The 26,842-nt window shown below is 72.4% G+C and carries 14 protein-coding genes; 1 reads left to right on the plus strand and 13 read right to left on the minus strand.

The window, feature by feature from the left end; all coding sequences use genetic code 11:
- Positions 1-21 precede the first annotated feature (21 nt).
- The 7 genes from ABZ826_RS33270 to ABZ826_RS33300 all read right to left on the minus strand — a co-directional run bounded on the left by ABZ826_RS33270 (position 22) and on the right by ABZ826_RS33300 (position 18,507).
- A complete protein-coding gene (locus ABZ826_RS33270; RefSeq protein WP_361456846.1) occupies positions 22-750 on the minus strand; it encodes a class I SAM-dependent methyltransferase in 729 nt (242 codons plus the stop codon).
- A gap of 73 nt (positions 751-823) precedes the next feature.
- Positions 824-1,657 (minus strand): alpha/beta fold hydrolase, encoded by an 834-nt coding sequence (locus tag ABZ826_RS33275; protein WP_361456849.1) that lies wholly within the window; start codon positions 1,655-1,657, stop codon positions 824-826.
- A complete protein-coding gene (locus ABZ826_RS33280; protein WP_361456852.1) occupies positions 1,654-2,913 on the minus strand; it encodes a cytochrome P450 in 1,260 nt (419 codons plus the stop codon). The genes ABZ826_RS33275 and ABZ826_RS33280 overlap by 4 nt, the downstream gene beginning before the upstream one ends.
- A 9-nt stretch (positions 2,914-2,922) precedes the next feature.
- Positions 2,923-5,094: a Gfo/Idh/MocA family oxidoreductase gene (locus ABZ826_RS33285; protein ID WP_361456855.1), complete on the minus strand. Its 2,172-nt coding sequence runs from the start codon at positions 5,092-5,094 to the stop codon at positions 2,923-2,925.
- Positions 5,091-6,263, minus strand: coding sequence for a saccharopine dehydrogenase NADP-binding domain-containing protein (locus ABZ826_RS33290; protein WP_361456858.1), 1,173 nt, complete (start codon positions 6,261-6,263; stop codon positions 5,091-5,093). The genes ABZ826_RS33285 and ABZ826_RS33290 overlap by 4 nt, the downstream gene beginning before the upstream one ends.
- The gene (locus ABZ826_RS33295; protein WP_361456861.1) at positions 6,260-11,830 is read right to left on the minus strand and encodes an amino acid adenylation domain-containing protein; all 5,571 of its coding nucleotides are present in this window, start codon (positions 11,828-11,830) and stop codon (positions 6,260-6,262) included. The genes ABZ826_RS33290 and ABZ826_RS33295 overlap by 4 nt, the downstream gene beginning before the upstream one ends.
- A complete protein-coding gene (locus ABZ826_RS33300; protein WP_361456890.1) occupies positions 11,827-18,507 on the minus strand; it encodes an amino acid adenylation domain-containing protein in 6,681 nt (2,226 codons plus the stop codon). Before ABZ826_RS33300 ends, ABZ826_RS33295 begins: the two co-directional genes overlap by 4 nt.
- A 259-nt stretch (positions 18,508-18,766) precedes the next feature.
- On the opposite strand from ABZ826_RS33300, the gene ABZ826_RS33305 reads away from it, so the two are divergent.
- On the plus strand, positions 18,767-20,431 hold the full coding sequence (locus ABZ826_RS33305; protein ID WP_361456864.1) for a (2,3-dihydroxybenzoyl)adenylate synthase: 1,665 nt from the start codon (positions 18,767-18,769) through the stop codon (positions 20,429-20,431).
- A gap of 68 nt (positions 20,432-20,499) precedes the next feature.
- Here the strand turns inward: ABZ826_RS33305 and ABZ826_RS33310 are convergent, their stop codons facing one another.
- The 6 genes from ABZ826_RS33310 to ABZ826_RS33335 all read right to left on the minus strand — a co-directional run.
- Positions 20,500-22,080 carry an ATP-binding cassette domain-containing protein gene (locus ABZ826_RS33310; RefSeq protein ID WP_361456867.1) on the minus strand — a complete coding sequence of 527 codons (1,581 nt, stop codon included), beginning with the start codon at positions 22,078-22,080 and terminating at the stop codon, positions 20,500-20,502.
- A complete protein-coding gene (locus ABZ826_RS33315; protein WP_361456870.1) occupies positions 22,077-22,937 on the minus strand; it encodes an ABC transporter permease subunit in 861 nt (286 codons plus the stop codon). Before ABZ826_RS33315 ends, ABZ826_RS33310 begins: the two co-directional genes overlap by 4 nt.
- Positions 22,934-23,884: an ABC transporter permease gene (locus tag ABZ826_RS33320; protein ID WP_361456873.1), complete on the minus strand. Its 951-nt coding sequence runs from the start codon at positions 23,882-23,884 to the stop codon at positions 22,934-22,936. The genes ABZ826_RS33315 and ABZ826_RS33320 overlap by 4 nt, the downstream gene beginning before the upstream one ends.
- Positions 23,881-25,467, minus strand: coding sequence for an ABC transporter substrate-binding protein (locus ABZ826_RS33325; RefSeq protein WP_361456876.1), 1,587 nt, complete (start codon positions 25,465-25,467; stop codon positions 23,881-23,883). Before ABZ826_RS33325 ends, ABZ826_RS33320 begins: the two co-directional genes overlap by 4 nt.
- Before the next feature lie 151 nt (positions 25,468-25,618).
- Positions 25,619-25,843, minus strand: coding sequence for a ferredoxin (locus tag ABZ826_RS33330; protein ID WP_361456879.1), 225 nt, complete (start codon positions 25,841-25,843; stop codon positions 25,619-25,621).
- A 165-nt stretch (positions 25,844-26,008) separates the two neighbouring features.
- The coding region (locus ABZ826_RS33335) for a transposase (protein WP_361456882.1) at positions 26,009-26,842 on the minus strand (834 nt) is incomplete at its 5' end.

A 26,842-nucleotide genomic window follows, 5' to 3' on the forward strand; every position in this document is an offset into this window, starting at 1 on the left:
CGGGCTTGGATGGTTGTGACTTCACTTGACGAGTACTCCGATTTCGGGGATGGGCCTGCCGCCCGCCTCGGTGATGCGGCGGCTGGTCATGCCGGCCTCGCGGGCCAGCCGGGCGACGTCGAAGGTGTGCCAGTCGTAGCTGTCGGCGACCTCGCGCACGACGCGTCCCTCGCGCAGGACCTTCCAGGTGGTGGTGAACCGCATGGCGTCGCCCTCGGTGGGTTCGCCGCCGATCCACCACTCGTACGTCTGGCGTCCGATGGTCTCCCTGAGGGACATCACCGGTGGGATGAGGCGGGGTGAGGAGACCCCCATCAGTTCCACGACGATGGGCGCCCCGTCCGGCAGGCGGGCCGCGAGTCGCTTCCACAGCGCGACGCGTTCGGGGACGGTGAGATGGCCCGCCACGCCGAAGACGACGACGGCGGAGAGCCGCTCGGGAAGGACGAGGTCCTGGGCGGCGCCGTCGACCACCGTCACCCGGCGCCGCAGGTCCGGGTCGCGGGCGACCCGGGAGGTGAGCATGGCTCGCATGGTGGCCGACGGTTCGGCCGCGAGGATCTCCGCCCCGGGCAGCGCGGAGGCGATGACCTCGCTCACGCGTCCGGTGCCCGCGCCGATCTCCAGGACGGGGCCGTGCGACGTGTCCAGGCCCGTGAGGACGCGGGTCAACGGCGGGCCGCTGCTGGCGGTGTGCCGGGTGGCGACCAGCTCGTAGAACTCGGCCGAGGTCGAGTAGTAGTCGATCACGACAGTCTCCAGGCGGGGGCGGCCGAAGGGGCGCACATGGCGTGCCGGGTGCGGACGGCCGGTCGGTGGGGGCTCACGGGGTGCTCGGCCAGGCGCGTGCGCCGCCCGTGGTCAGCGAGGGGTCCAGCCTGCGCAGCACGGCGGCGACGACCTCGCGCCGTCGCGGGGTGAGGTAGAAGTGGTCACCGGGAAAGGCGCGTACCTCGGTACGGGCGGTGGTGAGGTCCGCCCAGCCGCCGGCCCGGACGCGACAGCGTTCCGAACCGAGTTCCGGGTCGGCGTTGCCCGTCAGCACGTGGATCGGGCAGGACAGCGGCGGTCGGCCTTCCGGCCGGTAGGTCTCGATGATCCGGTAGTCGTGGCGCACGGCCGTGAGGATCAGGGAGCGCAGCCCGGAGTCGTCGAGGATCTCCCGGCTGGTGCCGCCGAGCCGGCCCAGTTCCGCGCACAGGACGTCGTCGTCCTGGCGGTGCAGTTGCCCGGTCACCGCGGTTCCGGGCGCGGCCCGGCCCGACGCGAAGAGCCGGCGCGGGCCCGGGCCTCCGCGGCGTCCCAGCTCGTGGGCCAGTTCCCAGGCCACGGCGGAGCCCATGCTGTGTCCGAAGAGGGCGTACGGCCGGTCGAGCAGGGGCTGGACGGCGTCGGCCACCGCGGTCACCAGCTCGCCCATGTCGACGCTTCCCGGATCGCCGAGGCGATCCTCGCGGCCCGGGTACTGGATGGCGACGAGTTCGACCTCGGGTGGCATCAGGGCCGCCCACGGCCGGTAGAAGCCCGCGCTGCCGCCCGCGTGAGGCAGGCAGATCAGCGTGAGCCGGGACGCGGGCCCGTCGCTCCATCGTCTGATCCACGGGCTGTCTGCGCGCGCCGAGCGGGCCGGGACGTTCGGCGGGAAAGGGGCGGTCACCAGGTCACCATCAGCTCTTCGAGGCCGAAGGTGGCCGAGTCGTGCTTGAAGGCGACCTGGTCCCGGTCCCCCGCGAGGCGGAGCGTGGGGACGCGGCGGATGAGCGTCTCCAGGGCGACCTCCAGCTCCAGCCGCGCCAGTTGCTGCCCGATGCACTGGTGCACTCCGTAGCCGAACGCGACATGGTGGTTGTCCGTGCGGTGGAAGTCGACCCGCTCCGGGTCGTCGAAATGCTCGGGGTCGTGGTTGGCCCCGGCGAGGAGGGCGATGACGCCGTCGTCGGCCGGCACGGTCCGGCCGGACAGCTCGATGTCCTCGGCGGCGACGCGCAGCGGTATGGAGTCGGCGACGGACAGGACGCGCAGGAGTTCGTCGACGGCGGCGGGCATCAGGGAGGTGTCACGGCGCAGTTCCTCCATCAGCTCCGGGCGGTCCAGGAGGAGCAGGGCACTCAGGGCGATCATGCTGGTGGTGGTCTCACGGCCGGCGTTGATCGTGATGCCCAGGGTGGACAGCAGTTGGTCCATCGTCACGTTGCCGGTGGCCAGATGGTCGGTGACGAGCCGGGAGATCAGGTCGTCGCGGGGTTCTTCACGCCGCTCTGTCACCAGTTCGGCGAGCAGGCCGAAGAGGCCGCCGAGGGCTTCGGAGACCTGTTCGGCGGTGCTGTGGCGGGAGCCGGAGATCCGGGTGACGTCGCGGAAGAACTCCAGGTTCTTCCGGGGGATGCCGAGCAGTTCGCAGATGACCGAGGTGGAGATGGCGTTGGCGTACGCGGAGACGAAGTCCGCCGGGCCGCCCGCGGCCAGCATGCCGTCCAGGATCTCGTCGACGCGTTCCTGCACGGCGGGCCGCATCGCCCGGACCCGGCGCACGGTGAACACCGGCAGGAGCATCCGCCGGTACTTGGTGTGCTCGGGGGCGTCGGTGCGGATGAAGGGCCGGAACCTGGCCCCGGCCTCCTGTTCGCCCTCGCCGAGCGCGGGGAAGTTGGGGCGGCGGATGTCGGCGCTGACGCGGGGGTCGGAGAGCAGTTCGCGGACGTCGTCGTAGCGGGTCACCACCCAGGCTTCCCGCTTGGTCGGCAGGGTGACGCGGGCGACCGGATCGTCGACGCGCATCACGTCGTACTCCGCGGGTGCGGTGAAGGGGCAGCCGCGCCGGATCGGGAAGTCCCGGGGCAGGGCGGCGGGGTCCGGATCGGCGGCGGGCCCGTCGGGAGTGTCGGACGACGTCGGGGACAGGGGGGTTGTCATGGATGGTCCTCAGTTGTCGGTGAAGGAGGAGACAAGGGGGGTGGCGGTGCGCGGGGAGTCCGAGGCGTCCGGCGCGGTCCGCGCGTTCGGCGGACCCGGCTCGTTCGCCGTCTCCGGCGCGTCCGGCGCCCGGGTGAGTACGGCCAGCGGAGGTGCTCCGGGGCGGGTGTGCAGGGCACGTGCGGTCATGCCGGATTCGGCCATCACGTCCTTCAGTGCGAAGGGCGCCCAACGGTAGGAGTCGTGCACCTCGCGCTCCGCCTCCGTGGCACTGTCCCGATAGACCCGCCAGGTGGAGTGCAGGCGCATCACGCCGTCCTCCGTCTCGTCCGGTGCTCCGCTGAACGACCACTCGTAGCGGTGGTGTCCGGCGGTGGCGGTGGCGAGCCTGGTCTCGGGGAGGGTCAACGGCTCCTCGAACTGCATGAGTTCGACGACGATGAGCCCGCCGGGGGCCAGTCGTCGGATCAGCTCCCGCCACAGCCGGGCTCGTCCGTCCGCGTCGAGGTGGCCGAGGACCCCGCAGAGCAGGACGACGCTGACCTGGTCCGGAAGGTCCAGGTCGGGAGCGGCGTCCGCGGTGATGGTGACCCGGGAACGCAGGTCCGGATCGCTGAAGACCCGGCTGGTGAGCACGGCGCGCATGCCGACCGCCGGTTCGCAAGCGAGGATCTCCGCGTCCGGCCTGGCCCGGGCGACGGCCTCGGTCACCAGGCCGGTGCCGGCGCCGATGTCGAGCACCGGCCCCCCACTGAGGTCGACGTCCGCCAAGAGCTCGACGATGGCCGGAACGCTTGAGGTCGCGGTGTGCTCGGCTGCGACGAGATCGAAGAACTCCGCCGACGGGGTGTACGGCGAGGGTTCCGCGAGGCCGGACGGATCGATGCCGGGCATGGTGCCCACACGACGGTGCGGGTCCGACTCGGCCGCGACGCCCACGGAGCTGGGAACAGCCGGCCAAGGGGACGTGGCCGACTGTTCCCGCACCGGAGCGCGCCCGTTGCCGGGGAGCGTGTCCGGACGCCGGAACCCGGAGCCGCGACGGGCTCCCGTGGGGCTCCGATCGGCGCGGGCACGGTCCACTTCGGCGCAGTTCTGTTCCGGAGCAGGGAAGACGTCGCTGACCGCCAAGGGGCGCGGCACAGCCGGTCGGACGATCTCGGGCGGTCCGAGCCGTGCCGCGAGGTCGGTCCAGATGCGGCACACGGCCAGCTCGTACTGCCCCGTGCGCAGAGCGTCGCCACCCTGCGCGACGGCCTCGCGGAGCCCGTCGAGAGCGCTGCCGATCGCTTCCGGCCACAGGTCGGAGAAGACGGTCCGGAAAGTTCCCGTGTTTCCGATGACGGCCGTGGTACCGAGCCCCAGGCGGCCGGTGCCGGGCCCGTCGAGGACGAAGCGCCGGTCGGCATCGCGTCCGATGTGCAGGCGGGGGCTCCACAGGACCGGCCCGTGGGTGTCGGCCAGGGTGAGGACTCCGCCTTCCGTGCCGAGGGAGATCCGGTGCCAGTGCAGGGCGTGGTTGTCCCGGTCGGACGGGTCGAGTTGGTGGTGCACCCGCAGGGTGAGCGGTACGCCGGCGAACACTCCGTGCAGGGAGCGGAACGGCTGCGAACCGATCTCGGCGGGCAGTGGTGCCGGGTCCGCGAATCGCCAGGGACGCAGGGCGCCCATCGCCTGTCCCAGGATGTCCACCAGGGGGTGCATCAAATGGACCGGGGTGGCGGCGTCCACGAAGAGTGGTCGCTGTTGTGCGACGAGCCTGCGGACCGCGTCGATGAAGCCGCGGACCGGAGCTACGTGCGGGTAGTGAGTGTTGAGGCGGTACTGAACGCCGCGGCGGCGCGCGTGTTTGAGGTTGTCCGTCAACTCGGTGAGGTGGACAGGGTGTTCCTGGAGCACGTGGATGCCGCGGTCCATGAGCGCCTTGGCCAGCTCGGTTCCCTCGCCGCCCGATATGGAGGAGCTCACCGCCACGCACGCGACGTCGATGTCGCCCGGGAGGTCGTTGACGTCCGTGTAGCAGGGAACACCCAGTTTCTCCGCGTACGCACGGGAGGCGACCGACCCCCGGCTCAGGATGCCGGCCAGGGCGTATCCAGGGCGCCGGCGCACCGCCTCGGCGTAGAAACGGCCGAAGTTGGTACCGCACACCAGCACGCGCAGCGGCGTCGAGACGCTCACAGCACCCCCTCTTCGACCTGTTCGGCGACGGCCGCCGCTCCGCTGAGCCGGAGGTCCGCGGCCCCATGGGAGTGCAGGTGCCGCACCACGGTGTCGGGGTCCAGCACGTCGCAGGCGAAGTGCACGCCCGCCGGAACCTCGGCCCGGAGCACCGCGTCCGCCGCCAGCGCGCCCACGGTCGCAGTGAGCCGGTAGCTGCTGGCCGCGCGCAGCGTCAGTCCCGCCGCGGCCGGCTGCCCGGACGCGGTGCCTGTCAGTGTGAAGTCCATGACGTAGTAGGGCCTGCGTCCGGCCAGGTCGAGGTCGGCGGCGAGGATCAGCCTCTCCGCCAGCTCCGCAGGGTCGTCCCCGGCGGCGAGGCGGCCCGGCAGCAGGCTGAGCAGCGCGCGTACGGCGGGACCGGGGTGGACGTTGTACCAGTCGAGCCGGTCGAGGCCGAGGGTGGTGGAGAGCCGTTCGCTCTCCCCGCTGAGGTAAGGCTGCAGGGCCACCCGGCCCGGGAAGGCCCCGTGTTCGGCGTCCTCGGCGATGCGCAGCGCGCGGGGGACACGCCGGCCGCCGCGGACGGCCGCCAGCACTTCGCCGTAGGCCGCACCGTCCGCGCCTCCGGAGGTGAGGGAGAGCATGAGGTCGCGCGCCACCGTCGGCGAGCAGGTCTCCAGGCCACCGCAGTACGCGGTCAGCGCGGAGGCGCTGTCCAGGCCCTGCCGGGCAAGCCAGCGGGGCAGGAGGCTCGACAGCCCGGGCAGGGCTCCCGCCGACAGGACGACCGTGCGGCCGTCGCGGGCCGGATCGCCGTCCTTGAGGAGGTCCTCGGCGGCCGGGTCGTCCCCTGCCACGTCGACGCAGTGTGCTCCGGCGGCGAGTGCCGCCGAGGCCACCGTGGCGCGCAGCAGGTAGGTGGGGCCGACGCAGTTGAGAACGATGTCGCAGCCCTCGGTGAAGGCGCTCAGGCCGTCCGGTGCGGTGGCGTCCGCCCAGACGGTCTCGTCATGGCTGGTGGGGTCCTCCTCGGCAACCGCGCAGAGGGCCGCCGCGGTCCGGCCGCCCAGGCGGAGCCCGGTGCGGCCGAGAGCGCGCAGTTCCCGTACGGCGGCCCGGCCGACCGCCCCGGAGGCGCCCAGAACCCCGATCAGGGGCTTGTTCCCGGTCTTCGTGTTCCGTGTCATCGGGTGATCGCCCCCTGGGTCAGCTCACCGAGTGTCTTGAGGATGCCGGGCGCGTGCTCGACGGACAGGCAGCTGTAGTGGTCGCCGCCGATGTCGACGATGTCCAGGTCGCCCAGGGTGAGTTCCTCCCAGTAGGTGGTGACGGCGTCCTTGCTTCCCGGGAAGGGGTAGGCGCCGTCGTGCCGCAGGAAGGTGATGTCGCCCGCGTAGGGTTCGGCCTCGTACCGGGTGATGGCGAAAACGCTCTGCCGGAAGGCGAGGAAGAGCCGCGTCATGTGGTCGGGCTCGTAGGTGCCGGCCGAAGCGGGCACCGCCTCGCACATCCGGGCGATTCGGGTGGCGCGAGGCACATCGGCGAGTCGCCGGAAGCAGCTCGCGACGTCCTCGAACTCCTCGGGCAGCGCGGCGAGTCCGCCGTCCGGCAGGACGCCGGGGCTGCCGGCCAGGACGGCGTCGGCCGCCGCGGCCACCCGGTACTGGTCGTCCGGGAAGCCGAGGTCGGCGGGGTCGATGCCCATCATGACGGCGAAGGAGTACTCGGCGAGCAGTTCGTCGTCCAGCCGGAAGCGGGGGCTGTGGCTGCTGATGACGGTGAGGCTCTCCACCTCTGCCCCGGATTCGGCCAGGTTGCGGGCCACCTCGGTGGCGATCAGACCACCCAGGCAGTAGCCGACGACGTGGAAGCGGCTCCGCCCGTCCGCCCTCAGGGCCCGTGCGTAGTCGGCCGCCATCTGCTCGATGAGTCCCTCCGGCGGGGCGGCGAGGAACCCGTTCAGGTCCGGGACCTCCACGCCGACGACCTCGGCCAGGCCAGGCGAGCGGCGCCTGATCTCGGTGATCAGCGCCCGGTACGGCATGATCGTCGCGGTTCCCGCGTGCACCAGCACGGTCGTCGGCTCGTCGTCCGAACGGGCGCCGTGCAGATGGATCACCGGGTCCGTGCGCACGGCACCGGACGCCGGCGCGTCCTCCGGCCCGGTCAGGCCGCGCAGAAACCCGGCGAGACCGGCGACCGTGGGGCGGCGCAGCATGTGACGCAGGACGACCTCCCACTCCAGGTCCGCCGCCTGCGGTACGCGTTCGCGCAGTCGGCCCACCATCCGGGCCACCAGGAGAGAGTCGCCGCCGAGGTCGAAGAAGTCGTCGTTGCGGGTGACGCGTTCGACCGCGAGGAGTTCCGTCCACAGGTCGGCCAGGCTGTTCTCCAGCTCGTCCTTCGGTCGCTCGTCCACGACGACCGGTGCGCTCTCCCGGGGCAGCCAGGACCGCAGGCGCGCGCGGTCGGTCTTGCCGTTCGCCGTGCGGGGCAGGGAGTCGACGACCTGCCACGCCGAGGGGAGCATGTACTCCGGGAGCCGGGTGGCCGCCATGCGGGCCAGTTCCCCCACCGGCACATGGTGCCGGTCGTCCTTCATCGTGGCGAAGAAGACCTCCTGCCCGGTGAGCGCCAGGGCGTCCTGGGGGTCGGGCAGCGAGGTGACCTCGGACGCGGCCTGCCCGTCGAGAAGTTCACGCCACTGCGTGTGGGTGAGGAAGGACTGGCCCGTGTGCTCGCGCACGTCGGTCCACGTCCGGCCGGCGACCTCCAGGAACTCCATGGAGACCAGCAGCGGGAGGTTCTCGTCGCGGGTGTTCTCCACGAACACGAGCTGTCCGCCGGGGACGAGCAGTTCCCGCAGCCGGCCCACGGCGGCGTCGGCGTCGGCGGCGGCGTGCAGCGTGTTGGCGCAGACCACGACGTCGAAGGTGTTGGGCAGCAAGTGCTGGGCGCGCGGGTCCTCGTCCGCGTCGAAGCGCTGGTACCGGACCCAGGTGTGATCGGCGAAGCGTTCGCGGGCCTCGCCCAGGAAGAACGCCGAGGCGTCCGTGAACAGGTAGTCGACCCCGTACTCGGCGAGAACGGGCACCAGTTCGCCGGTGGTGCCTCCGACACCGCCGCCGACCTCCAGCACGCGCAGCCGCTCCTCGCCGGTGTGGCTCGCGGCGATCTCGCGCAGCGCGGCGACCACCGCGCGGTTGAGGTGCCGGATGGCGAGGTTGTCGCGGTAGGCGGCGTCCGCGGCCTCCGTCGCGGCGCCGGGGAAGAGCAGTTCCCGGATGCCGGCCTCCCCGGAGATCAGCTCGGGCAGCCGCGCGGCGCAGGTGCGCATGACAGTGAGCAGCTCGGTGCTCCACCCGATCTCGTGTTCCAGTTCGGCGGCCAGCCGCCAGCCGTGTTCCGCCTCGGGCTCGGGGACAGGGACGAGGGCGGCGTAGGTGTCGTCCGCGTCCTGGTGGGTGAGCCGGTCCCGTGCGGCCAGGGCGCGCAGCCAGCGCCGCACGATGTGCCGGTGGCGGGGTGTGGCGCGTAGGGCCGTGCCCACCTCCTCCGCCGTGCGTGCCGCGCCCTCGGCGAACACCCCGGAGGCCGCGAGGACGCGGGTCATCTCGGCGAGCGCCACCTCGTCGAGGGCGGCCAGGAAGTCCTTGAGCCGTGCGGCGTCGACGGCCGTGGCGGCTTCGCGTACGGCGTCGGCGGCCGCGGCGCGCGCCCGTTCCCTGCTCGTCGCGGCAGGCTCACCGCCGTCCTTGCGCGCCGTACCTCCTTCTGCGCGCGCCGTCTCGCCGTCCTTGCGTGCCATCTCCACGAACGCGGCCAGGCGTCGTCCGCCCGCCGCCGAGTCGTCGACGACGACAGCGCCCGCCGCCACTGCCGGGTGGGCCTGTACAGCGGCCTCCACCTCGGCGAGTTCGACGCGGTAACCGCGGATCTTGATCTGGGCGTCCTCCCGGCCCAGGAACTCGATGGTCCCGTCGGGGAGGTACCGCCCGAGGTCGCCTGTGCGGTAGCGCCGCCGGCCGGTGACGGGGTCGGTGAGGAACCGCTGTGCCGTGCGGTCCTCGTCGCCGAAGTAGCCCAGGGCGACGCCTGTGCCGCCGATGTACAGCTCGCCCGGAACCCATTCGGGCCGTGGCCGCACATGCCGGTCGAGCACGGCGAACGTCTGATTGGTCAGGGGCTTGCCGTACGGGATGCTCGGGCGAGTGGAGTCCACCTCACCGATCGGGTGGGCGATGGACCAGATGGAGCCTTCGGTGGCTCCGCCGAGCGAGATGATCTCCAGCCCCGGCAGGAGTTCACGGGCCTGGTCGGGCAGGGCGACCGGTATCCAGTCGCCGGATATCAGCGCGAGCCGCAGCGAGCCGTCCTCGGTGGGCTCGGAGCGGAGCCAGTCGCACAGCATGTGGAGCTGGCCGGGCACGGAGTTCCACACCGTGACGCCGAAGTCGCGGACGAGTTCGGCCCAGTGGGAGGGGTCTCCGCGCCGGTCGGCCTGGGGCAGGACCAGGGTGGCGCCCACGGCGAGCGGCCCGAACAGGTCGTAGACGGACAGGTCGAAGCCGAGGCCCGCGATGCCGAGGACGCGGTCGCGCTCGGTGACGGCGAAGCGGCGGTTGATGTCCTCGACGGTGTTGAGGGCGGCCCGGTGGCTGATCATCACGCCCTTGGGCGTGCCGGTGGAGCCCGAGGTGTAGATGATGTAGGCGAGGTCGTCCGGATCCCGGCGGGCGATGGCGCTCGTACTCTCCACGGTGGTTTCCTCGACGAGGTCCACGGCGACGGCCGACACCCTCGCCGGGAGGTCTTCGAGTTCGGCGAGCCAGGACTGGGTGAGGACCGTGCGGACGCCCGCGTCCGCGATGATCGTGTCCCTGCGGGCCGGCGGCTGGGCCGTGTCGACGGGCAGGTACGCGCCGCCCGCCATGAGGGTGCCGAAGACGGCGACGACCTGCTCCCAGCCCTTGTCCATCCAGATGGCCACCGGCTCGCCGGGGCGCAGTCCGGACACCATCAGCGCCTCGGCGAGTGCGCTCGCGCGGGCGAGGAGCTGCCGGTAGGAGAGGGCCAGTTCGGGTGTGCGGACCGCGATCGCGTCCGGTGTGGCCTGTGCCTGGGCCAGTACGGGGTCGTGGAGCAGGGCGTCCGGCAGGGGTCCCTCGGTCGCGTTGGCCCTGCTCCGGCGCGCTGCCTGCGCCTTGGGCAGGGGGATGCCGGCCGGTGCGCCCCAGGCGGCCTCACCGGCCTCGCCCTTGGCCGACAGCGACCGCACGAGTGCCGTGTACGCCTCGAACATGGCGTCGGCGACGCCCGCGCTGAGCGCGCCCTCCCGGATGTCCCAGGACAAGCTCAGCGTGTCACCCCGGTGCATGACCTGGCAGTCGAGCCATACCTGTGGCGTCCGGGTCACGGCGTACGTCACCTCGGGGGGTACGCCCTCGGAGGTGACGCCGTTGCCCAGGGCGCTGGTGAAGACGACCGGCATCAGCACCGGGGCGCCGGCCCTGCGGGAGAGCTCGGCGAGCACCTCCGAGCCGGTGAACAGCGGGTGTGCCAGGTCTTCGAGGAGCTGCTGCCCCACCGACCTGGTCCGCTCGGCGAAGGTGGCCGGGGCGTCGAGGTCGACAGCGAGCAGTTCGAGCGAGGTGAAGTCACCGATGAGACGGTCGATGTCCTCATGCAGGTCGGGTCGGTCGACCGTGGGCACGTTGAGCGTGAACCGGCTGGTCCGCGACCAGGCTCCCACCGTCTCGACGTACGCCGTGAGCAGGGCCGTCGAGACGGTCAGCCCGCGCCGCGCGGCCCGCTCGGTGAGCCGGTCCCGGTCGGCCGCGGCCAGCAGAACCTCCAGCCGGCGGAACGTCACCGCGTCACCGGAAGCCGGGGGGCGGCCCGCTTCCCCCGAGCCGCTCACGGCGGCCTCCCAGGCTTCCGCGAGGGGCAGCTCGGGGGCGGACGGCAGGGTGTCGAGCCGTTCGGTCCAGTAGGCGCGGTCGCGGGCGTAGCCGTCGGTGTCGGCGAGAGCCCGGCGGGCCAGGACGTAGTCGCGGAAGGTGATCCGCGGTGCCTCGGAGAGGGCGGCACCGCCGTAGCTCCGCTGGAACTCGGCGAGCAGGATGCGCAGGCTGGCGTGGTCGACGACGAGCATGTCGAAAGCGAGGTGGAGCACGGCCCGCTCGGCGGTCCGGGTCACGTGCACGTCGAAGAGCGGCCACTGGTCGGTGGGCGCCTCGCGGGCGGACAGACGCGCTCGGGTTCGCTCCACCTCCGCCTCGGCGGTGGTCGCCGGGAGCGCGGTCAGGTCGTCGGCCCCGACGGAGAGGGCGGGCACGTCGGGCAGGACCTGCTGGTAGCCGTCGTGGTGGATGACGGCGCGCAGCATGTCGTTCCGCTGGACCAGCTCCCGCCACACGGCAGTGACGCGGTCCACGTCGAGGTCGGGGTATTCCAGTTCGACGTAGGCGTGGCAGCCGACACCTCCGTAGGCGTAGGCGTCGGTGCGGCCGATGAGGTAGGCGGCCTGGATGTCCGTCAGCGGGAAGGGCTCGTGGCGGTTGTCGGGGTCGCCGCGCAGGGCGGGCTCCCCGGCCTCCAGGTGGCGGAGGATGGCTTCCTTGTGCGTGCGCAGTTCGGCTCGGTGCGTGTCGGTGAGCCGGCCCTGGGGGGCCCGGAAACGCAGTTGTCCGTCCTGGGCCCACAGCACCACGCCCTCGTCGGCGTATCGGGCCAGCAGTTCAGCGATGTTCACAGCTCTCCGGTCTCGTAGGCGGTCGCGTGGGCCGCGATCGTTCGGGTGACGTCCGCGGCGAGCGCGGCGATGGTCGGTGCGGCGAAGAAGCGGCGGACGGGCACGGTGGCCCCGAGGCGGCGCTCGATCGCGGCGAGCAGGCGCAGCGCGGTGAGGCTGTCGCCACCGACGGTGAAGAAGTTGGCGTTGCGGTCCGGCGCCCAGTGCGGCAGGTACTCGTGCCAGAGCGCGGCGAGGGCCGTCTCGGTCTCGCCCCGTGGCGGCTCGGCACCCACGGACACCGTCTCCGGTCCCGCCAGGCCGGCCAAGGCTGCCCGGTCGACCTTGCCGTTCGCGGTGAGGGGCAGGGCGGGCAGGAGCAGGATGCGGGACGGGACGGCGTAGACCGGCACCCGCTCCGCCAGCAGGCCGAAGAGGCTCTCGGTGAGTTCGGGGTGCTCGACGGGCGCGACGGACTCGGTGGGAACCGGCTTGTCAGCGGGTGCGCTGCCCACGGTGAGGTCCTGCGGTACGGCGAAGGCGACCAGGCGCTTGGCGGTGCGCTCCCCCACGGCCACGACGGCGGCCCGCGCGACGGCCGGGTGTGCCTCCAGCGCGGCCTCGATCTCGCCCGCCTCGATGCGGTGGCCGGCGATCTTGAGCTGGCTGTCGAGCCGGCCGAGGAACTCCAGCAGTCCGTCGCCCCGGAACCGGCCCAGGTCACCCGTCCGGTACCAGCGTCGCCCGTCTTGTTCGACGAACTTCTCGGCGGTGCGGACCGGGTCGGCCAGGTAGCCGCGTGCCAGTCCCCGGCCGCCGATCCACAGTTCGCCGGGCGTCAAGTCGGGACAGTCCCGCCCGTCCCGGTCGACCACGCGGTAGTGCTGGCCGGTCAGGGGACGTCCGTAGGGGATGGACACCCACCTGGGGTCCAGCTCGGCGACGGTGAGGGTGTTGGACCAGATGGCGGCTTCCGTGGCTCCGCCCATGGCGACGAAGGCGCAGGGCCGCGCGGTCCGGGCCCGCAGCCGGGCGGGAAGGTCGAGGCCGATCCAGTCGCCGGAGACCAGTGCGGTCCGCAGCTTTCCTGTCCGACCACCGTCCGGTCCGCTTTGTTCGTCGGCGTCGAGCAGCAGGTCGAGCAGGGCGGGGACGGTGTTCCAGACGGTCACGCCGTACCGGTCGAGCAGACTCGGCCAGCGGGCCGGTTCCCGGCGCTGGTCCTCGGTGGGCAGCAGGAGGGAGCCACCCGCGGCGAGCAGGCCGAAGACGTCGTACACGGACAGGTCGAAGTCCAGTGCCGACAGGGCGAAAACGCGATCGTCCCCGGTGATGCCGTGCCGGGCGTTGACGTCCGCGATCGTGTTCCAGGCGGCGGCGTGGGAGATCTCGACTCCCTTGGGCTCGCCCGTGGAACCCGAAGTGAAGATCACGTAGGCGAGCGCCTGGGGGAACGTTTCACACGGCGCGGGCAGCGGCTCACGGCCCTGCGTATCCGCGAAGGACAGGGGGCGGGGACCGCCTCCTTCCACGGCAGGCCAACTGCCCACGACGACGGGGAAACCGGCGGTGGCGTGCACCCGCTCCAGCCGTGCGGCGGGCTGTTCGAGGCTCAGCGGAACGTAGGCGGCGCCGGCCGCGAGGACGCCGAGGACCGCCGCGATCTGTTCCGGGCCCTTGGGCAGGGTGACCGCGACCAGGCCGCCCGGCCGTACGCCCGCGTCGCCGAGCGCGGCGGCGGTGCGCAGCGCCTGTTCGGCGAGGGTTCCGTAAGTCACCTCCTCCCCCGCCGTCGTGACGAGGGCGGTGCGGTCGGGGGTGGCCGTCGCGTGGGTGAAGAACGTCTCGTGCAGCGGGCGCGGCGTCACCGGTTCCAGGGCGGCCTCCCGTGCGGCGGCAGCCCGCCGTTCGTACTGAGGGGCGGGCAGCAGGTCGGGGAGCGGTGCCTCCCAGTCACCGGCCACGAGGTGTCGCAGCAGACGTTCGTAGGCGGCGAACATCGCGTCCAGCACGCCCTCGGCGAACAGTTCCTCCACGGCGTCCCAGGTGACGATCAGATTCCCGGACTCCTCGGTGACCTGGTTGTCCAGGCAGACCTGCGGGGACTGGGAGATGCCCCAGACCTTCGCGGGGAAGCCGGTGCCCGGTCCGGCCAGCGTCGCGTCACCGACGCCGATGGCGCTGGTGAAGACCACGGGTGCGGCGGCGTCGACCGTGCCCGTGCGGCGGCCGAACTCCCGCAGCAGCCAGTCGATCGGCACGTCGGCGTGGTCGAGGTCCTCCGCCTGACGGCGTTGCAGCGCGACCGCCGCCGCAAGCCAGGACGCGCCCTCGCGCCGGTGACCCGCGAGGGACAGAGAGGTGAAGTCGCCCAGCACCCGGTGGATGTGGGGATGGACGTCGCGCCGGTTGAAGAGGGTGAGCGTGACGGTCACGGCGTCGGTGCCGCTCCAGGCCGCCAGGATCTCCGCGTACAGGGCCAGCAGGACGGTGGAGGGGGTCAGGCCGTGCCGGGCCGCGCTCCGCTTGACGGCCTGCCAGTCCTCGGCGGGCAGGCCCAGCCGGCGCCGGGTGAAGGCTGGCGCGTCGAGCGTCGCCGGGTCCTGGTCGAAGGGCAGGGCGGGAGGGGGCGGCAGTTCGGACAGGCGGGCCTGCCAGTGGGCGCGGGCCCGCCCGGCGGACTCCGGGTCCGCCGGGAGGCGGGTCAGATAGTCGCGGAACGACACGTCTACGGGCGGTAGTTCGTGGTCCGGGTCGGCGTAGAGAGCGTTGAGTTCGGCGTAGAGCGTGGTGATGGAGAGCGCGTCGAGCACGAGGTAGTCCAGGCCGACGCCGATACGGGTCCGTACCTCGCCATCGTTCTCCTCGGCACCTTGGTCTTCGCGGTAGCGCACCGCCTCGACCGCGAAGAGCGGCCACCGGGCGGGATCGCGGACCTGGTGGGACAGGCGGGTGCGCAGGCCGGCCAGGACCTCGGCCGCGCCGCCGGCACGGGCGTCCTCCACCGGGATGCGCACCGGCGATACCTCGGGCAGGACCCGCTGGTGTCCGTCCTCGACGACCGCCCGGAGCATGCCGTGCCGCCGGACGAGGGTGTTCCAGGCGTGCTCCAGCCGGTCCAGGTCGACGTCCGTGCCGTCGAACTCCGTGTAGTGCCAGGTGCCGACGCCTCCGAGGGTGAAACGGGGGTCGCGGCCGGTGTGGTACGCGGCCTGGACGTCCGTCAGCGGGAAGGGCTCGTGGGCGTGGTCCGGGTCGGGCACGAGGACGGGGCCGGTGGCCGATACCTGCTCGTCGTCGGCGGTCGTCGCGGGATGCAGCGTCTCGCAGAAGTGCTGGAGTACCGGGCGGGCGAAGAGGTCGGCCACGCGGGCGCCGGGAAAACCGGCGGCACGCAGTCGGCCGATCATGCGCGTCGCGACGAGCGAGTCGCCACCCAGCAGGAAGAAGCTGCTCTCGCGCCCCACTTGGGCCACGTCGAGCAGTTCGGCCCACTCGGCCGCTACGGCGGTCTCCACCGGGCCTACCGGTGGAGACGTGCGAGGTCCGTCCTGGCCGGCGGCCTCGTTCAGCGCCTGGCGGACAGCAGCCCGGTCCAGTTTGCCGTTGGCGGTCAACGGCAGGTCGCGCAGGACGAGGACGCGCTCGGGGACCATGTAGGCGGGCAGTCGTTCCGCCACCCGGAGGCGGACCTCGTCCGGGTCGGTCGCCCCGCTGCGGTCGGACACGGCCGCGGCGAGGTGACGCGCCGGTGTGTCGAGGACGGTGGCGACCGCGTGCAGGACGGCGGGGTCGTCCTCCAGCGCGGACTCGACCTCGCCCAGTTCGATGCGGTGGCCGCCGATCTTCACCTGGTGGTCGGCGCGGCCGAGGAACTCCAGCACCCCGTCGGGCCGGTAACGGGCCAGGTCGCCGCTGCGGTACCAGCGTTCACCGTCGTGCTCGACGAAGCGTTCCGCCGTGCGCTCGGGGTCCGCACGGTAGCCGTTCGCCACACCGGGGCCGCCGATCCACAGCTCGCCGGGGACGAGATCGGGGCAGTCGCGTCCCCGTCCGTCCACGACGCGGGCCCGCATGTTGCGCAGGGGAACGCCGTAGGGGACGGACTTCCAGGCCGGGTCGGTCTCCGCCACCTCGAACACCGTGGAGTGGACGGCGGCCTCCGTCATGCCGCCGAGTGCCACGAAACGGCAGCCGGGCACGAGGGAGCGCAGCCTGCGGGGCTGGTCGAGCCCTACCCAGTCCCCGCCGAGCAGCACCATGCGCAGGGAGTCTCCGAGGCCCTCGCCCTCTCCGGCGGCCATCAGCAGGTCCAGCAGGGCGGGCACGCACTGCACCAGCGTCACCCCGTGCGTACGCACCAGCCGCGCCCAGTGGTGGGCGTCCCGGCGGTGCTCCTGTCCTACGGCGACCACCTGTCCGCCGAGGGACAGCGGGGTGAAGATGTCCCAGGTGGCGAGGTCGAAGTCCAGCGCGGAGATCGCGAGAGTACGGTCCGAGGGACCGAGGCCGAGCTGCTCCTCCATCGCCTCGATCGTGTTGACGACCGCCCGGTGCGACACCTCGACACCCTTGGGCAGCCCCGTCGAGCCGGACGTGAACAGCACGTAGGCGGGCAGGGCGGGCTCCGGCTGGACGACCGGTGCGGGCTCGGCCCCCGACGCGTCCTCCAGGAGCAGCACGGGGGCTGGGGAGACGTCCGCGCAGAGGTGGGCGTGGTCCCGATCGGTGAGCACGGCGGACGCATCGGCGACGGAGTGGATGCGCTGCCGGCGTACGGCGGGCTGTTCCACGCCGACGGGGGCGTAGGCCGCGCCCGCGGCCAGGATGCCGAGGACCGCGGTGATCTGGTCGGCGCCCTTGGGCAGGGTCACCGCGACGGTGTCGCCCTCCCGTACGCCGTGGTCGCGCAGCATCGTGGCGATCCGGCGTGCCGCGTGGGCGAGTTCGCCGTAGGTGAGCGTGTCGCCGGTGGTGCGGACGACCGCGGTGCGGCCCGGCTCGGTCTCGGCGATCCGGAAGAAGCGGGTGTGCAGGGCACGGTCCGGGACAGGGGCGGGAGGCTGGGCCGCCACCGCACGCCGGGGCAGGACGTCGGGCGCGAGCAGGCCGTCCATCGGCCGGGCCCAGGCGTCGGGGTCCGTCAGGAGGCGGGTCATGAGGCCGCGGTAGGCGTCGAATGCGGCGTCGGGCACGCCGGCCTCGAACACGCCGTCCCGTACGTCCCAGTTGAGGAGGAGGCCGCCGTCGAGTTCGGTGACCTGGGCGTCCAGGTAGACCTGGGGGCCCTGGGAGATGATCCAGGAGGGGCGGCCGAAGGACTTCTGGACGTCCTGCTCGAAGATCTCGCCCAGCCCGATGGCGCTGGTGTAGACGACCGGGGCCAGCACCGGGGAGCCCTCGGCGCGGGCGAGGTCGCGCAGCACCTCGACGCCGCCGTACGCGCCGTGGGAGATGCCTTCCTGCAGGCGCTCCTGGAGACCGCGGGCCTGACGGGAGAACGGCAGGAGTGCGCTCATGTCCGCGTCGAGCAGGACCGAGCTGCTGAAGTCCCCGACCAGACGGGCGACTTCCGGGGTGAACATCTCCCGGTCGAACAGCGGGAGGTTGAGGAGAAAGCGCGGGCTGTCGCTCCAGGCGGCGATGACCTCGGCGAAGGCGGTGGCGAGAGCGGCGGCGGGGGTGATGCCGTGCCGTCGGGCAGCGCTGATGAGTGCCGCCTTCTCAGCGGGGCCGAGCCAGTGGTGCAGGCGGCGGGAGTGGGTCAGCACGCTGTCGTCCGCACGGACCGGGGTGAGCGGGTCGACGGTCGTCGGCAGCCGTGGGCCGCGGGGCAGATCCGGCAGGCGCTCCCGCCACCAGACGGCGTGCTGCTCGCGCTCCGCCCTTCGCCGGACGTCGTGCTCCGCGAGGTACCGGCGGTAGTCCAGGCCGAGTTCGCGCGGCGGGTCGTCAGGACAGTCGTAGAAGCGGCGCAGGTCGGACAGGAGGACCCGCAGGCTCAGCGCGTCGCCGGCCATCATGTCCAGGTCGATCTGCAGGCGGGTCCTGCCATCGGGGAGCAGACACAGGGCCGCGCGGAAAACGTCGCCGGCGGCGATGTCCGGGCGCGCGTGGGTGTTGTGCTCGCGCAGCGCCTCCAGCGCGGACTCGGCCTCGTCGGCGGTGCGCTCACGCAGATCGTGAACGGTGAGCGGGGCGCCCGGAGCACCGAAGCGCTGGCGGCCCTCCTCGTCGAAGACGGCCCGCAGCATGCCGTGCCGCCGCACGAGAGCCCGCAGGGCGGTGTCGAGCCGGACCGGATCGACCTCGTGGCCGTCGAGTTCGACGTAGAAGTGCGCGGCGACGCCGCCCAGGGGCTGACCGTCCTGGCGTCCGACCCAGTAGGCGTGCTGCATCGTGGCCAGCGGGAACGTATCCGTCTGCGCCTCGGCCACCGCCGCGTCGAGCGCCATGGGCGGGGCGGGCCGCACGGTGGCGGGCGCGTCGCCGTGACGCTCCTGCCCGAGCAGGGCCGTCCACGCCCCCAGAGTCGGGCTGCGGGTGAGGTCCTGGAAGGTGACCGTGCTGCCCTGGCGCCGCCATGCGCCGACCAGGGACATCAACATCAGTGAGTCGAGGCCGAGTTCGAAGAGGTCCCGGTCGTCGTCCAGCTCTTGTGGCGCGATCTCCAGCGCACGTGCCACCGCTTCACGCACCGCCGCCGACGCGGGAAGGCCACGGCTTCCGGTGTCACCTTCCGCTGTCCGTGCCTGGACGACTGCTTCATCACTCACTGCTGAGACCTTCCGGTCGGACGGGGCTGGAGCCGGGGCGAGGGTGGGCGCCGGGACCTCCCTCGCGGAGGGCCGACCCCACCCTAGATTGAAATGATTATCATTTCTACACTTCACATCGTAGTCACACAACGAGACTCGGAGCCAGAGCCCGAGGCCCGGCAATGAGAGGCAAAAACCCATGACCGACGCTCAAAAGACCTGGTCCGAGGCGGAATCAGCGCACTACCGGGCCGCCGGACACTGGCAGGAAGTGACCTTCGGCACCCGCCTGCGCCAAGCGGCAGCCCACCATGGAGGCCGTGTGGCCCTGGTCGACGGGGACCGGCGGTGGAGCTACGCCGATCTGGACGCCGAGGCCGACCGCGTCGCCCGCGGACTGCGCGGGCTCGGTATCGGGCGGGGTGACCACGTCGTGGTCCAGCTCCCCAACTGCGCCGAGTTCGTGCTCGTCTGGTTCGGGTTGCAGCGGCTCGGGGCGGTTCCGGTGCACGCCATGCCCGGCCACCGGCGCCGGGAGATCGGCCATCTGGTGCGCGTTGCGGATGCCGTGGCCTGCGTGGTGCCGGACCGGCACGCCCGGTTCGACCACCGGGAGCTGATGCGCGAGGTGCGGGCGGAGCAGGGGCCCGGCGGCTCGCTGCGGCACGTCGTCGTGGTCGGGGATCCCGGCCCGGACGACGGCTTCGTCCCGTTCGAGTCGCTGCGGGTGGACCAACCGTCCGCGTCCGGCCTCACCGCGACGGAGGCCCTGTCCGTGCCCGGCGCCGACGACGGCGGAGCGGACCCCTCGGATGTCGCCCTCCTGTTGCTGTCCGGCGGCACCACAGGGCTTCCCAAGCTCATCCCACGGACGCACCACGACTACGCCTACAACGCGCGCGCCTGCGCCGAGGTCTGCGCGCTCGACGCGGGAACCGTCTACCTGGCGGTGCTGCCGATCGGGTTCAACTTCACCTTCGCCTGCCCCGGTGTGCTGGGCACCCTCATGGCCGGAGGGACCGTCGTGGTCGCACCGGACCCCAGTCCGCAGACGGCGTTCACCCTTGTCGAGCGGGAGGGTGTGACCCTGACCTCCCTGACTCCGCCGCTCGTCACCCACTGGACGGACGAGGCCGCCTCCGGTTCCTGGGACCTGGGCAGTCTCGCGGTGGTGCAGGTCGGCGGGGCGCGGCTGCCGGAGGACCACGCGCGGAAGCTCGGACCGGCACTCGGGGTGACCGTGCAGCAGGTCTTCGGCATGGCGGAGGGACTGATCAACCTCACCCGCCTCGACGACTCCGAAGACCTCGTCTGCGCCACGCAGGGCCGGCCCGTCTCGCCGGACGACGAGGTCCTCGTGGTGGACACCGACGGCAGGCCCGTGCCGGACGGTACGGCGGGCGAGCTGCTCACTCGGGGCCCGTACACGCTGCGGGGCTACTACCGCGCCGAGGAGTACAACCGCACGGCGTTCACTCCGGACGGCTACTACCGGACCGGTGACGTGGTGCGGCGTCTGCCGACCGGGCACCTCGTGGTGGTGGGGCGGATCAAGGACCAGATCAACCGTGGCGGCGAGAAGATCGCCGCGGTCGAGGTGGAGGAGCAGTTGCTGACGCATCCGGCGATCACGGCGGCGGCGCTGGTCGGTGTGCCGGACGAGCGGCGGGGTGAGCGGACCGTCGCCTTCGTCGTCTGCGCGGGCGCGGCCCCCGGCGCGCGGGAGGTCGCCGCCCATCTGAAAGAGCGCGGGCTGGCCGGATACAAGACGCCGGACGAGGTCGTCCAGGTGCCCGGCCTCCCGCTCACCGCCGTCGGGAAGGTCGACAAGGCGGCGCTGGCACGGGAGTTGCTCCGGCCGTGAGACGTGGCGCGGAGGAGCGCCCTGTGGGCGGGGCGCTCCTCCTGCCGGCCATAGGCCCTCACCCGCCGCTACTCCGGCACGGCGAGGGCGGGACCGTCCTCGCAGGCAAGCAGTTCCCGGGTGACGGGGTGCTCCGGGGTCACCAGCACGCGGTCGGCAGGTCCGGCTTCGACCACCCGTCCCGCGTCCAGGACGACGACCTGCTCCGCGCGAGCGGCCGCGGCCGCCAGGTCGTGCGTCACCATCACGACCGTCAGGCCCGTCGCCCGTCGCAGCGAGTCCAGCAGGTCCAGGACCCCGCTCGCCGTCTCCGGGTCCAGCGCCGAGGTGATCTCGTCACAGACCAGGACGCGCGGCTCGGCGGCCAGTGTCCGTGCCAGTGCGACGCGTTGACGCTGGCCGCCCGACAACTCCCCCGGCCGGCGTGTCAGTACATCCGCGCCCAGCCCGACCAGTCCGACCAGTCGCACGGTTTCGCAAGACGCCTCCTGGGCTGACCGGCTGCGCACCCCCCGGAGGGGGCGCATGAGCGCGTCGCCCACGGATTCCCGTGGGTTGAGAGCGCCGTGGGCGTCTTGCGCGACGAGTTGCACGGGAGCCCCGCGCCCCCGCTGCGCACCGTCGTCCCGCCAGTCGACACTGCCCCGTGCGGGCGGGTGAAGCCCCGCGAGACATCGGGCAAGGGTGGTCTTCCCCGACCCCGACGGACCCACGACGGCGGTGCAGGAGCCCGCCGGAACGGTGAGGGAAACGTCGTGCAACGCGGAAACCCGCCCATGGGCGGCGTACAGGCTCCGCACGAACAGCCGGCCGACGACGGCGGGGTCAGCGGCAGCGACGCGTGGGGCCTTGGAGCGGGGGCCACCGGTCCGGGAACTCCCGGACGGCAGGACGGGCGACGACGCCCCCGGCACCCCGCCCGCGACGATCCGGCCCCCGTCCAGGCGGATCACGTCGTCCGCCACGGACGCGATCCACGCCGGGGCGTGGCTGACCAGCAACGCGGCACGGTCCCCCTCGGACAGGACCTCGGCCAGCAGACCACGCATCCCGTCCGCCAGGACCGGGTCCAGGCCACTGGTGGGCTCGTCGAGGACCAGCAGGCTGGGTCGGCCCGCCAACGCGAGGGCGAGGGCAACGCGTTGGGCCTGTCCTCCCGACAGCTGCCGGGGCAGCCGTCTCCGGAACGCCCGGTCATCCGGCAGTCGCACGGACATCAGGAGTTCCCCGACCCGAGCACGGACGTCGTCTCCACCCTTCACGGGCGAGCGCAGGCGCACCGCCTCGGCGATCTGCGTGCCGATCCGGAGCGCGGGGTTGAGCGACGAGGCGGGGTCCTGCCCCAGGAAGGACACCACCCGGCCGCGCAGGCGACGGGCGTCCGCGCCGTCGAACGGATCGAGGCCGGCCACCCGGACGGTTCCGCCACGGACCTCCAGGCCAGGGCGGACATGTCCGAGGAGGCTGTACGCCAGGCTGCTCTTACCCGATCCCGACCTGCCTACGACCCCCAGCACCTGCCCGCGCGGCACCCAGAGGCAGGCGTCGTGCAGGACGGGCGGCCCTCCGGCCGCCGGGCCGAGCGTCAGCCCGCTGATCTCGGCAAGCGGACCGACGCCTGACAGGCGGGCGGTCACCTGGCCGGTCATGCGGCACCCCGCCCCACCGCGTCCGCCAGCCGTCCGGCCAGCAGGCCGACACAGACGGACAGCAGCACCAGCAGCAGCGCCGGAGCGAGGAACGGCGTGGCGGCCAGTGTCGCCCCGGGAACGTTCTCGCTCACCATGCGACCCCAGTCCGGCGCCGCCCCTCCCTGTCCGAGACCGAGGAAGCCCGCGGTTGCGGTGAGGTGCAGGGAGGCGACCAACCGCAGCGCGGTGTCCATCAGGACCGGTCCGGCGATGTTGGGCAGCACGTCGTGGCGCAGAACGGCCCGCCGGGTGTCGCCCCGGGCCAAGGCGGCCTCGACGTATCCGCTGTGCAGGACCGTGTCCGCCGCGGCACGCAGCACCCGGGTCGAGAAGGGCGCGGTGGCCAGGGCGACGGCTGCCAGGAGGGCCGTGTCACTGCCGGGGAATCCGGCGGCCAGGACGAGGACGACCAGGGGGGCGGGGAGGACGGCGAGGGCGTCCACGCAGCGGATCAGCAGGTCGCCCAACTTGCGGGACACCATGGCCGCCAGGACGCCGGCGGTCATCCCGACGGCTCCGGCCGCCGCCGTCCCCGCCAGCGCGGTGAGCACGATGGTGCGGCCGCCGCTGAGCACCCGGCTCGCCACGTCCCGGCCCAGCACGTCGGTGCCGAGGAGGAACTGACCGTCCGGCTGCTGGAAGGGCGCCGCGAGTTGCGCGGTGGGGCTGTGCGGCGCGGCCAGCGGTCCCAGCAGGGCGAGCAGGAGGACGAGCAGTGTGCCCGCCCCGGTGAGGAGCAGTGGTCGGCGGCGACCGGGCGCGCCGGGACGGGCCGTGCGTGTCCGCCTCCGCGGTGGGGTCAGGACCGTCGTCATCGGCCGTTCTCCTCCCGTGCGCCCAGCAGACGCGCGCAGATGTCACCCAGCAGCAGCACCGTGAGCATCACCGCGACGAAAGCGGTGGCGATGCCCTGCACCATCGGTACGTCCCGTGCCGCGACGGCCAGTTGCAGCTCCCGGCCGATGCCCGGGTAGTCGAAGACGTTCTCCACCACCACCGCCGAGCCGACCAGCGCCCCTGTGGTGAGGGTGAGCGCCTGAACGGCGGGTCCGGCGGCGTTGGGCAGGATGTGACGGACCGCGAGCCGCACGCCGCGTACGCCGTTGAGCCGTGCGGCTTCGCAGTAGAGGGTGGCCGCCGTGTCCGCGACGGAGACCCGCAGCAGCCTGGTGGCCACCGCGAGACCAACCGCGCTGAGCGTCAGCACGGGCAGTATCAGCGCGCGCGGGGCGTCGAGCGGCGCACCTCCCAGGGGGATGACGGAGACGCGTGGGAGGACCTCCAGCCACACCGCCAGTACGGCGACGAGCAGCGCGGCGATGACGAACTCGGGTACGGCGGCGAGGATCTGGGCCGATGTCGAGACCAGGCGGTCGGCACTGCCCCCGCGCAACCCGGTCCACAGGCCCAGCAGCGCGGCGAGCGGCGCGGTGACCGCGAGGGTCAGTCCGGCAAGCAGCAGGCTGTTGGGCAGGCGGGTGGCGAGGACCTCGGCGACCGGCCGCTCCCCCACGAAGCCGTGGCCCAGGTCCCCCCGGACCGCGCGGGCCACCCAGTCCACGTACCTCTCGGCGGCCGGCCGGTCCAGCCCGAGTTCGGCTCGGACCTCGGCGCGTTGGGCCTCGGACGCGTCCACCCCGGCGACCGCGCTGACGGCGTCTCCCGGGAGGACCGCCGTGGCCGCGAAGATCGCGGCCGACAGCAGCACCAGCAGGACGGCCGCCCCCGCGAGGCGACGGCCGATGAACGCGACCAGGCTCACGCCAGCGACGCCTGGGAGAAGCCGGGGAACTGCTCGAAGAGATCGTCGCGTATCCCGCTGACCCCCTGGGCCTGGGCGTTCAGGTTCGGCTTGAAGACCGGCAACACCTGGTTGCCGTCCTCCCAGCGCGGGCGCTGCGCCTGCGTGCTCAGCTTCTTGGCCTCGGCCTTGTCACTCTCGGCGCGGGCCTTGGCGACAAGGGCGTCGGTCCCGGCCTCCTTCCAGCCGAACGCCGACGGCGATCCGCCCGCCGTGCTCATCTGGTAGGTCGACAGTGCGGGAATGGGTATCTGGTACGAACCGACCAGCGGCAGCGCCGCGTACGCGGGGAAGTCGGCGTAAAGCTGTCCCGCGGGCAGTTCGCGGACCGAAGCCTGGACGCCGACCTTCTTGAGGTCCTCGACGAAGAGGGCGGCCATCTCCACCATGCCCGGCGTCTCGGGGCCGGTCGTCAGCGTCACCTTCATCCCGTCGGCCCCGGCCTCCTTGAGGAGTGCACGGGCCCGCTCCGGGTCGTGGGCGCGCTGGGGCAGGCTCTCCGCGTAGTCGGAGAAGCCCATGGAGGGCAGGTCGTTGCCGACCTCGGCGTTGCCGTAGAACACCGTCTTCACCATGGCCTCCCGGTCGACCGCGAGCTTGAACGCCTCCCTCACCCGCGGGTCGTCGAAGGGCTTGACGCTCATGTTCATCTGGAAGGAGAGGCCGACGAGATAGGGGCTCTTCGTGGGGACGAGTTCGACCTTCCCGTTGCCGTCCAGCGTGCGCGCGGTAACGGGTGAGAGGTCATGGACGAAGTCGATCTCACCGCTGGTGAGCGCGCCCGCCCTGGCGGTCGAGTCCGCGATCGACCGCAGCTCCAGGCCGTCCAGATGGGGCACGTGACCGTAGTGGTCGTCGTAGCGCTCGAACGCCGATCCCTGGCCGGCCGTGAACTCGGTCAGCCGGAAGGGGCCACAACTGGGCATGCCCTTGCGGAAGCTCTTGGTTCCGTCCTTGACGACGAGGAAGTTGCCCTGGCAGAGGATCATCCGGCCGTCAGCGATGGGCCGCAGGGTGGGCAGTACGACCTTCAGGTCACCGTCGGCCTTGGCGTGTGCGAGGTCGAAGTTGGCGGCGGCGAGACGGTACACGGGCAGTTTGCTCTGCGCCGCGAGGGCGCTGAGCGAGTGCAGGATGTCGGCGCAGGTCAGTTCGGAGCCGTCGGTGAAGCGGACGCCGGGCCGCACATGCAGCGTGTAGGTCGACAGGTCGTCGGAGATGTCGATGCCCTTGAGCACGCCGTAGCGCACCCCGTCGGGCCCGCTGGGGTCCAGGTTGCCCAGGGTGCCGTGCCAGGCCCGGGCGCGCACCAGGTCCAGAGCGGACGGGCCGTTGAAGAAGTCGAGCGTCTCGGAAGCGCCGCCTCCGACGAAGGCGGCCCGTAGCGTGCCGCCCGAGCGGGGCGAGGAACCTGACCCGGACTTCCGGTCGGAGCCGGGCTCGTCGGTGGAGCACGCCGCCAGCAGGCCGGGTCCCACCGCCAGAGCCGCGGCACCCGCCGCGCCGCGGCGGAGGAAGACACGGCGATCGATCTGTCTGGACATGCTTCTCCTTGACGTTCTGCTGAACTCAACCGAGCACCGGGAGACGTCCGCGGCGCGTGAAGTGATGCCAAAGCACTGGGAGGTGGCTGGTGGACGACGAGCGCGTGCTGACGAGCTGTACCGACCTCGCCACAACCGGACCGACTGCTGACTACCGCAGTGTGAGCGCCCCGGCAGGGCAGGCCCACACGGCGTCGCGTACGGCGTCCGACTGGGACGCCGACGGCCACTCGGCGAGGAGGAGCACGAGCCCGTCCTCCTCGTCCTGGTCGAAGACGGCCGGCGCGGCGAGCAGCACGCACTGTCCCGCCCCCACGCGCCGATCCCGCTCCGCACTGACTCTCCCGGCTCCGGACGCTCGGTCCGTCAAGGTCATGAGGGCCCCTCCCCTGCAGCCACGCACGCGGTCGCCAATGCGACAATCAGACAATAGTCGAAAACGACATCCATATTCAACAAGATAGGCGGGCGACCGCGGCTTCGATGCCGATGTTGTCGACCGCCTTGATCGCCTTGGTACTGAGAGTCCAACACCGTCGCGTTAGCGCCTTGAGCGGCTGCTGAGGCCGTGCTCGAAGAATCCGATGTCGGCGCGGACGGTGTAGTTCTGGGCTTGCTGGGGGTGCTGTCCGGCGTTGGGTCCGTACTTGCTGGTGGGGTTCTTGCGGGTGCGGGCCTTGACGCGTTGACGGCGGTGGGCGGGTAGGAGGTCGTCCAGGGCGGCCCGGCCGATCGCGCCGACCAGGCCGACGACTGTCTCGGGGAAGATTCCGCGGGCGGCGGTGACAGTATCGGCGGCAGCGGTGAGCGTGACGGTGAAGCTGATCCGCTGGTGGGGGATCTCCGGGTGGCCCGTGAGAGCGTCGCTGCCGGCGCGTGTCAGGGCCTGGTAGGTGGTGAGCAGGGCGTAGACCTCTTGGTCGAGGCCGTCGATGCTGCGGGAGCGCAGGACACGGCCGTCGAGCATCGTCGCCCTGATCGAGAAATACGCGGTTTCCGCTTCCCACCTGCGGTGATAGAGATCGACGAGTTCGGCCGCCGGGTAGCGGACGGGATCCAGCAGGTTGGTGATCAGCCGCCACTGCTCGGTGCGCACGGTGCCGTCGGCCAGGGTGACGGTGAGGGCGGCCTCGATGACGCGCACCGGCAGCAGTTTGGGCAGGACGCCGTAGCCGATGCGGGCGAGGTAGGAGCCGTCGCCCAGGTGCGCGACCGGGGTGGGGACGCGGCGGGCCCCGGAACGGACCAGGAACCGCGCCCCGCTCCGATGGACGGTGTCGAGGAACTCGTTGCCGTCGAAGGCCGCGTCGGCCAGCAGGAGCATCGTCGTGTCCAGTGCGGGCAGAAGCCGTCTGGCATAGGGGAGTTCGCCCTC

The organism is Streptomyces sp. NPDC047515, assembly GCF_040643055.1.
Taxonomy (GTDB): Bacteria; Actinomycetota; Actinomycetes; order Streptomycetales; family Streptomycetaceae; genus Streptomyces.

What these genes read in the sequence shown, in the direction of transcription:
- ABZ826_RS33280 (WP_361456852.1), bottom strand. Translation starts at nt 2,913, where the DNA reads ATGACAACCCCCCTGTCCCCGACGTCGTCCGACACTCCCGACGGGCCC.
- ABZ826_RS33290 (WP_361456858.1), bottom strand. Translation starts at nt 6,263, where the DNA reads ATGACACGGAACACGAAGACCGGGAACAAGCCCCTGATCGGGGTTCTG.
- ABZ826_RS33305 (WP_361456864.1), top strand. Translation starts at nt 18,767, where the DNA reads ATGACCGACGCTCAAAAGACCTGGTCCGAGGCGGAATCAGCGCACTAC.
- ABZ826_RS33310 (WP_361456867.1), bottom strand. Translation starts at nt 22,080, where the DNA reads ATGACCGGCCAGGTGACCGCCCGCCTGTCAGGCGTCGGTCCGCTTGCC.
- ABZ826_RS33315 (WP_361456870.1), bottom strand. Translation starts at nt 22,937, where the DNA reads ATGACGACGGTCCTGACCCCACCGCGGAGGCGGACACGCACGGCCCGT.
- ABZ826_RS33325 (WP_361456876.1), bottom strand. Translation starts at nt 25,467, where the DNA reads ATGTCCAGACAGATCGATCGCCGTGTCTTCCTCCGCCGCGGCGCGGCG.
- ABZ826_RS33330 (WP_361456879.1), bottom strand. Translation starts at nt 25,843, where the DNA reads ATGACCTTGACGGACCGAGCGTCCGGAGCCGGGAGAGTCAGTGCGGAG.